Here is a 9,055-nt window from a genome sequence, read left to right as displayed (position 1 = left end):
CGTCCCGCCCGGCTACGCTCCGCCCGGGTACGGCCCGCCGCCGGGATACCATCCGCCGCCTGGTCACCGGCCTCCGCCGGGACCGCCGCCCGGTTACCCCGCACCTCCTGGTCACCGGCCCCCGCCTTCGCCCGGCTACGTCCCGCCCGGCTACGCTCCGCCCGGGTACGGCCCGCCGCCGGGATACGCTCAGCGCCCACCGTTTCCGCCGCCCGGCTACGCCAGGCCGATGCCGCCGCCGGTTCCCTACGGCCGTCCACCCGGTCCGCCGCCGCGCCGTTCCGGCGGTGGCGGCAAAGTGGTCGCGGTGCTCGTCGTGCTGGTGCTGGTGGTTGTCGGCGGTCTGGTGCGTGCCGGGGTGAAGACCGGTATTCGTGAGGACGCCTCCGGTCCGCGCCCCGGAATGACCTACGACAACGGCGAAACCGGCCCCGCCAAGACCGCCGACAACCCGCTGGTCACCGACCCCACCGCGACATTGATCCCGGCGAACTGCGATTACGCGCCGTGGGGTACCGGAGTCGAAACCGCGCGTGCGTTCTTCGACAGCGCCGAGAACTGCCTGGAGGCCGCGTGGAAGCCCGTGCTGGAGAAGGCCGGACTGCCGTTCCAGGCGCCCACGGTGAACGTCTCCGCCACCACCGAGGGCATCACGACCCCGTGCACGGGCACGACCAGCAACTTCGCCGCCTTCTACTGCCCGGCCAACAAATCCATCTACATGCCGATCAGCCAGTTGCAGACCGATCTGTTCGGCGACAACTGGGTGGTGTACCTGTCGGTGTTCGCACATGAATACGGCCACCACATCCAGAACATGTCCGGCATTCTCCGCGCCGCCAACAGTGAACGCGTCGATTCCGGTGTGCGCAGCACCCGCGGATTGGAGCTCTCCCGCCGAGTCGAGTTGCAGGCCAACTGCTTCGACGGCATGTACCTGTCGTCGTCCGCGCAGGGCGGCTCGCTGACGTCCGCGCAGATGAGCATGGCCCGCGAAGACGCCGAGCACCGCGGCGACCAGCCCGGCGACATGCGCGACCACGGCAGCACCGCCAACGGCAGCCGCTGGTTCAACACCGGCGTCGACGACAACCGCACCAGTCAATGCAATACGTTCGCCGCGCCGGCGTCCGCGGTGAGTTGATGCCACGGTCCGACCGATGCGCGCCGCCAGATACGGGCGCCGCTTCGATGTGTGGTGGAGGCGCGCAGACGGTTCCGAATGCCTACGGTCAGTGGCGGTGCGGGCCGGTCGCCCGTGGCCGGTCTGCCGGTGACTCGACTGGACGCGGGCCTGCCGAAGCCATACGGTCGTCATTCGCTGCGGGTCACGGCCGTGGATGCCGGACGGCAGAGTGTGATCGGGGAGGAACAACAGCATGACCCAGCCGCCTTACGGCCCACCACCGGGTTACGGCCCGCCGCCGCACGGCCGCCCGCCGAGAAGCGTCCCGCCTCCACCACCTGGCCCTCGTCCACCGTATGCCGCACCGCCGCCGTACGGCGCGCCTCCCGCCTACGGCGCACCGTACCCACCGCCGCCTCCGTACGGTGCGCCTCCGCCGTATGGCGCGCCCCTACCTCCGCCGATGCCGTACGGCCCACCTCCGGGGATGCGGCCGTACGGCCCACCCATGCCGTACGGCCGCCCGATGCCTCCACCGCGTTCCGGCGGTGGAGTAGCGGCCGTCTTCACGATCCTCGGCGTCTTCATCGTCGTCGGCCTGCTGGTCGCGGCGGGATTCGCGGCAAGCTCGTCGGATGGTTCGACAACCGCCTACACCCCGACGAGCACCCCGAGCTACACATACAGCTCGTCGCCCGCACCGACGACGACGTATTCGGCCAGTCCGACCACCACGCGGTCGAGCTCCACCACCAGCCGCCGAACCACCACAACCAGCAGTACCTCCGCGGGACCGAAACCCGTTGCCGCGCTGGCCACCAACCCGCTGTTCACCCACGCGGATACCGGACTCAACAACATCAATTGCTCGTATCCGGCCTGGTCGCCGACGGTGTCGGGGGCGCGTGCGTTCTTCGAGGCGCAATCGGCTTGCCTCGGCCAGATGTGGAGTGCGCTGCTCGAATACGAGAACCTGCCGTTCTCGCCACCCGGCTTGAGCGTGACCGCGACTGCCGCAGAAGCGACTTCGCCGTGCACCGGGGGGAGCAGCAATTTCGCCGCGTTCTATTGCGGTGCGAACAAGACGATCTACATGCCGCTGGACAGTTTCATGAAGAACGAGGACCCCTACGACACCGTGGTCTTCATGGCGGTCTTCGCGCACGAATACGGACATCATGTGGAAAACCTGACCGGCATTCTGAAACAGTCGCATCAGGAGTCCTACGATGCGGGCCCCACCACCGCGCTCGGCCTCGAGCACTCGCGGCGGCTGGAACTGGCCGCCCAGTGCTTCGGTGGCATGTTCATCGGCTCATCGACCTTCGTCGGCACGATTACCGCCGATGACGCGATGGAGACCGTGCGCGACAACTACAACCGCGGTGATTTCCCGGGCGATATGCGTGACCACGGATCCCCGCAGAATTACGGTGGCTGGTACGAGCACGGGTATCGCAACAACCGGGTCCAAATGTGCAATACCTGGGCTGCGTCGTCGGATTCGGTGTCCTGAGGCATCGGCGCGCCCGCCGGGCATGGCGGACTACGCTCCCCGCTTCTCCTCCCGTAACCGCGCGAACCACCCCGCCGCTTCCTCTGGCGTTGCCTGCTCGCCGATGAGGTTCATGACGATGTGCCCGGCGCAGGCTGCCGCGAGCACGCGTTCGGCGGCGGCCATCGGATCGCCCCAGGGCAGATAGGGTTTCGCCAGCAGCAGGGAGGCGATGCCGTGCGCGGCCGACCACAGTTCCAGCACGATGGGGGTGGGGTCGCCGGGGTCGACCAGGCCGTCGTCCATCGCGGCCTTGACGGTGTCGGACATGTATTGGAATGCGCTGCTGGTGAGGACCTGGTCGACGGCGCCGCGGGTTTCGGCGGGGGCGGTGGCCAGCCGGTACTGTTCGGGGTGGTCGAGTGCGAAGCGGACGTACGCCATGCCGAGATGGTGCAGGCGGACGATGGGATTCGCGGCGGGGTCGGCGTCGACGGCGGCGCGCATGGCCGTGTCCAGATCCTCGAACACCTGCGCCACCACCGCGTCGATGAGCTCGTCCTTATCGGCGAAATGCCGGTAGATCGACGGTGCGCTCACCCCGACCAGCTTGCCGACCGCGCGGATCGAGACGGCCTCGGCATTACCGGTGCGGTTGAGCAGATCGGCGGTGGCGGCGAGGATCTCACTGCGCAGCTGGGAACCGGTGCCGCGCGGTGAGCGTGGTCTGCGGGCAGCGATCATCGATGCCCTGCCGGTTCGGGAACACGGGCGACGGGTTCGGGTTCCTCGCTGAGCCCGATCTTGGCGTGCAGCCGGGCCAGCGGTTTCGGCGCCCACCAGTTCGCCGGGCCGAGCAGCCGCATCAGCGCTGGCGCGAGCAGCGCACGGATGATGGTGGCGTCGGCGAGCACGGTCAACGTCAGGCCCAGGCCCATGAGCTGGATGAACGAGACCTTCGAGGTGACCATCGCGCCGATCACGATGGCCATCAATACCGCTGCGGCGGTGAAGATCCGGCCGGTGCGGGCCACACCGATCGCGACGGCCTCGGTGTTGTCCTCGGCCGCGAGTTCGTCGCCGGTGCGCTCGGCCCGCCTGGCGACCCATTCCTCACGGATCCGCGACAGCAGGAACACCTCATAGTCCATGGACAGCCCGAACGCGACGCAGAACATCAGGATCGGCATGGTCGGCACCAGATAGCCCACGGGCGTGAAACCGATCAGGCTGGAGAAGTGGCCTTCCTGGAAGATCCACACCATTGCGCCGAAGGCCGCCGTCAGCGAGAGCGTGTTCAGCAGGATCGCCTTCAATGGCAGCACCACACTGCCGGTGAACAGGAACAACACCACGAACGTCGCCAGCGCGATGAGTAGCCCGGCCAACAGGAGCTTGGAGCCGAGCGCGTCCAGGGAATCGGCGTTGACCGCGGCCGCGCCGGTGAACAGCGTGGGCGCGGGGGCGGGCACCGCGCGCAGCTGTTCGAGCTGCTCGGAGCCCTCGGGGGAGAACGGGTCCAGGTCGGTCGCCACGGTGAGGTAGGTGCCGGTCTCGTTGGCCATCTCGGGTTGCCCCGGCGCCATCCGCCGCCCCGAGACATACACTCCGGCGCTGGACAGTACGGCCGGAACGTCGTCGACCGTGGACAGGCGGGCGGCGTAGTCGGCGACGGCGTTCTGATCGTGGAAGTCGTCGAGCACGATGGTGCCGCTGGCCCCGGAATCGGCGCGCGGGAACTCCTCGCGCAATGCGTCGCCCACCTGACGGCTGTTGGCGCTGTCGGGCATCACCCGATCGTCCGGGTAGCCGAATTTCACGCCGAGGAACGGCGAGCCGAGCGCCAGCAGCAGCGCGATGATCACCACCGCGACCGGCACCGCGAACCGCATGACCTGTTTGGTGGTGCGGTACCAGAGGGTGTGCTCGGGAATCATCGGTCCGCTCGGATGCGGATCGCGGCCGAACAGCCGCCGCAGCGGAGCGCGGAGATCGAGGGCGTTGACCCGATGCCCGATCAGCACCAGCGCGGCGGGCAGCACGAACAGCGCGGCCGCGGCGGCGGCGATCACCACAGCCACGCCGGCGTAGGCGAACGATTTGAGGAAGTACAGGTCGAACACGCTCAGCACCGCCAGCGAGAGCGCGACCGTCACCGCGGAGTAGAGCACGGTGCGTCCGGCCGTCTGCACGGCGCGGGTGGTGGCCGCTACCGGCTCCAGGCCCGCCGCCAGTTCCTCGCGGTACCGGCTGACGATGAACAGGCTGTAGTCGATGGCCAGCGCCAGGCCCATGGCCGTGGTCATGTTCAGCGCGTAGATCGAGACGTCGGTGAACAGCGTGACCACTCGCAGGATGGCCAGCGTCGCGGCGATCGCGAACAGCCCGACCATCACCGGCAGCGAGGCGGCGATCAGACTGCCGAACACCAGGATCAGCACGATCAGCGACAACGGCACCGCGACCGCTTCGGCCACCGCCAGATCATGGGTGATCTGCTCGGTGACGTCGTGATACACCGCCGCGACGCCGCCCTGGCGCACGGTCACGCCGCCGCTGGTGCCGGTGAGTTGCTCGGTGAGCTCGCCGGCGACCTGCTGGATCCGGTTCTCGTCGCCCTCGATCTCGGCGATGATCAGGCCGCTGTCGCCGTCGGTGCTGCCCAGCGCCGCGGCCATGGCCGGCGGGCTGGTCCAGAAGGACTGGATTCCGCTGATGTCGTCGCGGGCGCGCAGGGCGTCGACGAGTTCGGTGGCGCGGGCGCTGGTGGCCGGATCGCGCAGCCCGGCCTCGGAGCTGACCAGCAGCACGAAATTCGGGGAGGCGCCGGGGAAATTCTCCGCCAGCAATTCGGCGGCGCGGGTGGATTCGGCGTCGTCGGTGGTGAATCCACCGGATTTCATATGCGCCGACGCGGTGGCCCCGACGATGCCGAAGAGCACGGCGAGTGCGAACGCCACCGCGAGCACGATGCGCGGGAAGCGTGTGGTCAAGCGCGCTATTCGGATCAGCACAGGAGCCCCCTCCAGTAAGTTAGTGGCGTTAGCGTAACGCGGTTAACCTGGTGGCGGAAGGGGCAGATTCGCTATCGGCGCCCGCGAGCCAGCGCGCGTCGGCCGCGCGGACCGAGGGACGGCCGCTCCTCGTGCACCGTTATCCAGCCCGCGATCGTCAGCCAGCGCTGCTGTGCGAGGGCGTCGGCGCCGTCGAAGAAGATCGGCACACCCGAGCGATCCCGCATATGGACGGCGAGTTCCCGCCAGGTGTGGCCGCAGGCCCGGTCGACGTGCCGGGCCACCGCCGCGCCGATCAGATGGATCGGCTGCGCCGAGACCTGGTCGCCGTACTGCTCGGAGTGGAAACGCCGGGCCGCGCACAGCGATCCCGGCTCGTCGTCATAGGCGATCCAGCCCGCCCGCTGCGCGCGCTCGATCAGCCACAGATGCTTGAGCGCATTCGGCGCGATCTCGCCCACCCGGCTCCGAATCAGCAGGGCGACCGGCTCGGAGGCCAGCGCGTCGCGGCGGGTCGGCCCGACGCCGTTGGCCAGCCAATGCGCCTCGGCGACGGTGGCGAGCAGGCGGCCGAAATCGTCGATCCAGCGTTGTGCGCGCCTGCCGAGATCGGCCACCCGCTCGGCTTCGCGGCGCATCTCGTTCTGCGCGGTGAGCGTGCGAATGGCGGCCATGGTCGGTACCTGGCCGCGCTCGAGCAATTCCAGGATGGTGGCCGAGGTGACGGGATCGGCGACGGCGCTGACCGGTAGCGATTCGCGCTCTACCGCGAAATCGCCCGGGCTGATCGCGCGGCTGAGCAGCTGCACGGCGGCGCGGTTCCCGGCGAATTCGGTGCCGGAAAGCCAGGCGGCGGCAATGTCTTCACACGACGACACGGCGAGTTCCTCCGGGTGCGGGGGCGTGGATTCGTCGAGCTCGGTTGTGCCCCGGCCGGGGTGGATCCGACCGGGGTCACCAACCTGATGAAGATTGGCTACCGAAGTTGCCGACAACAGGTTAGCCAGCTGGTTGCGCCGGCATGCGCGAGGTGACGGTTTCGTTATTCGCTGGGTCGCTGCCGACATTCCGGTGGCGGTGGCCCGGCATTCTGGTGGCGCGGGCGCGACCAGCGCGGGTGTTCACCTGTCGGTGCCCGCCGGTAACCTCTGGCCGTGGCTCTGTACCGGAAGTACCGACCGGCTTCGTTCGCTGAGGTAGTGGGTCAGGAGCACGTCACCGACCCGCTGAGCACCGCGCTCGACACCGGGCGGATCAGTCATGCCTACCTGTTCTCCGGGCCACGCGGTTGCGGTAAGACCTCCTCCGCGCGGATCCTGGCGCGGTCGCTGAACTGTGTGGAAGGCCCGACCTCGCGCCCCTGTGGGGTCTGCCCGTCGTGTGTGGCGTTGGCGCCCGGCGGCCCGGGCAACCTGGACGTCATCGAGCTCGACGCCGCCAGCCACGGCGGTGTCGACGACACCCGTGAGCTGCGCGACCGTGCCTTCTACGCGCCCGCCGAATCGCGCTACCGGGTGTTCATCGTCGACGAGGCGCACATGGTCACCACGGCCGGTTTCAACGCGCTGCTCAAGATCGTCGAGGAACCGCCGGCCCACCTGATCTTCATCTTCGCCACCACCGAGCCGGACAAGGTGCTGCCGACCATCCGTTCGCGCACCCACCACTACCCGTTCCGGTTGCTTCCGCCCGCCACCATGCGCGGCCTGCTCGGCCGCATCTGTGAACAGGAGAACGTGCCCGTCGAGGAGGCGGTGTATCCGCTGGTGATCCGGGCGGGCGGCGGTTCGCCGCGCGACAGTCTCAGCGTGCTGGACCAGTTGCTGGCGGGCGCAGGGCCCGAGGGCGTCACCTATACGCGGGCGGTGTCGCTGCTCGGCGTCACCGATGTGGCGTTGATCGACGACGCCGTCGGGGCGCTGGCCACCTCCGACGGCGCGGCGCTGTTCGGCACCATCGACCGGGTGATGGAGGCCGGGCACGATCCGCGCCGCTTCTCCGTCGACCTGCTCGAACGCCTGCGCGATCTGATCCTGCTGCGCGCGGTGCCCGACGCCGCCGAACGTGGCCTGGTCGCCGCCCCCGGCGATCAGCTCGAACGCATGCAAGCCCAGGCCGAGAGCATCGGCCCCGCCGCACTCACCCGCTACGCCGAACTCCTGCACGCCGGCCTCGGCGAAATGCGGGGCGCCACCGCCCCGCGCCTGCTGCTCGAGGTCATCTGCGCCCGCATGCTGCTGCCCGCCGCCACCGACTCGGACGCGGCGGCGTTGCAACGCCTCGAGCACCTGGAACGCCAGTTCGCTTCCGGTGCCGTGCCTTCCGCGGCGGCCGGGGCTCCAGCGGCCGTTCCCGCGGCGGCTCCGCCGCCTCCGGCCCCCGCCGACCCCAATCGTCGCCGCGGCGCCGAAGCCCTTGCCGCGCTGCGTGAATCGCGCGCGCCGAAGTCGGAACCGCAGGATGCCGTGGCGGCCTCCGGCGCCGATCAGCCGAGCACTGATCAGGTCTCGGCCCAGCAGGATGGCGCGGCTGCCCGGCCCGAGGCGGCAATACCCGCGAACACCCAGCAGCCGCCAGCGGCGGAGCCGCAGGTAACCCCCGTCAGTGCCGGCGACGCGACCACCACCGCCGAGCAGCCCCCGGCCGGGAGCGATCACCACACTGCGCCCGCCGCCGAGCCGATCGACGAACCCGCCGCCGAGGCCACCCCGGTGGTCGCGGCCGTCGAGGAGCCTCGAGTCGATGACCTCGCGGGTGGGGAAGCGGCCGAGCAGGAGCAAGGACCTGACGCCGACGACGAGGTCGGGGCGCCCGGTGCCGAGACGGAAGTGGTCACCGCACCCGCTCCCACCGGCGATCCGCTGGCCGAACTCGAAGCCGCCTGGGCCGATATCAAGGCCGAGGTGCGCAAGATCGCGGTCGCGGTGCACGCGATGTTGACCGCCGCCGCACCGGCCCGCGTCGACGGCGCCACCGCCGTCTTCGTTCACCCGCATGACGCACTCGTGCAGCGGCTGTCCGAGCAGCGCAGTGTGGATGCGCTGCGGGCAGCGTTGCAGACGGTGCTCGGGCGTGAATTCGATGTGCGGTTCGAGGCAGGCGCCGGGCAGACCGCACCGCGCGGTGGCGCGGGTACTCGCGGCCGTGGTGGCCGGGAATCCGGTGGTGGCGGATCGCGCCGGTCCGGCGACGGCGCTGCCGAGGATCCCGCGCCGGCGCCGGGAGCGTCCGAACCGTCCGCCCCGCGCAGCTTCTCCCGGCCGAGCGCATCCGCCCCGGCGGGCTCGCCGTCGACTCCTGCCGAGCCGGGCGCCGACTCGGCATCCGCCCGGGCCACCACAACCAAGGCGGCGAGCACCCCGCCCCGCTTCTCCCGCCCCAGCCAGGCCAAGGCCGCCCCGATAGCCGACGACGACATTC

At 69.9% G+C, this 9,055-nt stretch carries 6 protein-coding genes; 3 read left to right on the top strand and 3 right to left on the bottom strand.

The window, feature by feature from the left end; translation table 11 throughout:
• Positions 1–229: 229 nt before the first annotated feature.
• The gene (locus GV790_RS28360; RefSeq protein WP_163817825.1) at positions 230–1,144 is read left to right on the top strand and encodes a neutral zinc metallopeptidase; all 915 of its coding nucleotides are present in this window, start codon (positions 230–232) and stop codon (positions 1,142–1,144) included.
• Positions 1,145–1,652: 508 nt separating this feature from the next.
• Complete coding sequence (locus tag GV790_RS31715; RefSeq protein WP_228806295.1) at positions 1,653–2,642, top strand: neutral zinc metallopeptidase; 990 nt, start codon at positions 1,653–1,655, stop codon at positions 2,640–2,642.
• A 30-nt stretch (positions 2,643–2,672) separates the two neighbouring features.
• Here GV790_RS31715 and GV790_RS28350 read toward each other — a convergent pair whose 3' ends face one another.
• The 3 genes from GV790_RS28350 to GV790_RS28340 all read right to left on the bottom strand — a co-directional run bounded on the left by GV790_RS28350 (position 2,673) and on the right by GV790_RS28340 (position 6,513).
• Entirely contained in the window at positions 2,673–3,365 is a 693-nt protein-coding gene (locus tag GV790_RS28350) for a TetR/AcrR family transcriptional regulator (protein WP_163817823.1), read from the bottom strand.
• Positions 3,362–5,614 carry an MMPL family transporter gene (locus GV790_RS28345; RefSeq protein WP_256673586.1) on the bottom strand — a complete coding sequence of 751 codons (2,253 nt, stop codon included), beginning with the start codon at positions 5,612–5,614 and terminating at the stop codon, positions 3,362–3,364. Before GV790_RS28345 ends, GV790_RS28350 begins: the two co-directional genes overlap by 4 nt.
• A gap of 92 nt (positions 5,615–5,706) precedes the next feature.
• The gene (locus GV790_RS28340) at positions 5,707–6,513 is read right to left on the bottom strand and encodes a hypothetical protein (RefSeq protein ID WP_163817819.1); all 807 of its coding nucleotides are present in this window, start codon (positions 6,511–6,513) and stop codon (positions 5,707–5,709) included.
• Positions 6,514–6,789: 276 nt separating this feature from the next.
• Between GV790_RS28340 and GV790_RS31460 the strand changes: the two genes are divergently transcribed.
• Positions 6,790–9,055, top strand: a 2,266-nt coding sequence (locus tag GV790_RS31460; RefSeq protein ID WP_309139045.1) for a DNA polymerase III subunit gamma and tau, incomplete at its 3' end; no start/stop codon positions are given.

The sequence above is a fragment of the Nocardia cyriacigeorgica genome (assembly GCF_010858045.1).
Classification (GTDB): Bacteria; Actinomycetota; Actinomycetes; order Mycobacteriales; family Mycobacteriaceae; genus Nocardia; species Nocardia cyriacigeorgica_E.
This window is presented reverse-complemented; position numbering and strand designations above follow the sequence as displayed.